Raw genomic sequence first — 1,224 nt, forward strand, 5'->3', positions numbered from 1 at the left:
CGGGTGGGCTGCGGGCACGGCCGAGTTCGCCTGGGCCCGCATCACTCCCGGCCCGCGCACCCGCCACGAGGTCACGACCATGCTGGTCACCAGCGCGCTCATCCCGCCCGCCGCGACCTGGCACCGGCTGAGCGGAACGTGGCGGCACCGCCGCGCCCCCGCCTGGCGGGAGGTGGCCGCATGAGCCCCGTCAAGGCCGTGCTCTTCGACCGCGACGGCACCCTCGTCCACGACGTCCCCTACAACGGCGACCCCGAGCGGGTCCGGCCGGTCGAAGGCGCCCGTGAGGCGGTCGCGCTGCTGCGCGCACACGACATCCGCACCGGCGTCGTCACCAACCAGTCCGGCGTCGCCCGCGGCCTCATCAGCGACACCGACGTCCGCCGCGTCAACCGGCGGATCGACGACCTCGTCGGCCCCTTCGACGTCTGGGCGATCTGCCCGCACGGCCCCGACGACGGCTGCCACTGCCGCAAGCCGCAGCCCGGCCTGGTCCTCTGGGCGGCCGGACGCATCTGCACGGACCCCGCCGACTGCGTCGTCATCGGCGACATCGGCGCCGACACGGAGGCCGCCGAACGCGCGGGCGCCCACGGCATCCTCGTGCCCAACGCGCAGACCCGCCCGGAGGAGACGGCCACCGCGGCCCATGTCGCGCCGGACCTGCTGACCGCCGTACGGGCGGTACTCGCGGGCCCGCCCAAGGGCCGGGTCCCCGCGGACGAACGGCCCATCGGCGCGGCCTTCCGGACGGAGACGGCACCCGTCCTCGCCACCGAGGCGGCCTCGTCACGTGCCGCCGCAGAGAGAACCCGCGGGAGGCCGCGATGAAGGCACTCGTCACCCGGCTCGACAGCTTCGGCGACGTACTGCTCGCCGGACCCGCCGTGCGGGCAGTGGCCGCCCGGGCCGACCACGTCACCATGCTGTGCGGATCGCGCGGCGCGCCCGCCGCCCGCCTGCTGCCCGGCGTGGACGAGGTGCTGGTGTGGGACGCGCCGTGGGGCGGGTTCCAGCCGCCCGACGTCAGCCGGGCGGACATCGACGCGCTCGTGGACCGGATCGACGCCGACACCGCGCTGATCCTCACCTCCTTCCACCAGTCCCCGCTGCCCACCGCCCTGGTCCTGCGCCTGGCCGGCGTCCGGCACATCGCCGCGGACAGCGTGGACTACCCCGGCTCCCTCCTCGACCTGCGCCACCAGCGCGCCCCGCACGCCCACG

Annotated in this window: 1 protein-coding gene and 2 pseudogenes; all 3 read left to right on the forward strand. The window is 76.1% G+C overall.

Annotated features, from left to right (window positions below; genetic code table 11):
- Window positions 1–184 (forward strand): annotated as a pseudogene (locus tag EBH09_RS39280) (transferase); the annotation flags it as partial.
- Window positions 181–831 carry an HAD family hydrolase gene (locus EBH09_RS29025; RefSeq protein ID WP_193776597.1) on the forward strand — a complete coding sequence of 217 codons (651 nt, stop codon included), beginning with the start codon at window positions 181–183 and terminating at the stop codon, window positions 829–831. The pseudogene EBH09_RS39280 and the gene EBH09_RS29025, both read left to right, overlap by 4 nt.
- A 95-nt stretch (window positions 832–926) precedes the next feature.
- Window positions 927–1,224, forward strand: a pseudogene (locus tag EBH09_RS39285) (glycosyltransferase family 9 protein); the annotation flags it as partial.

Source organism: Streptomyces sp. E2N166, assembly GCF_003671715.1.
Lineage (GTDB): Bacteria > Actinomycetota > Actinomycetes > Streptomycetales > Streptomycetaceae > Streptomyces > Streptomyces thinghirensis.

Coding starts and splice junctions, on each gene's coding strand:
- EBH09_RS29025 (WP_193776597.1), top strand. CDS start 181: ATGAGCCCCGTCAAGGCCGTGCTCTTCGACCGCGACGGCACCCTCGTC.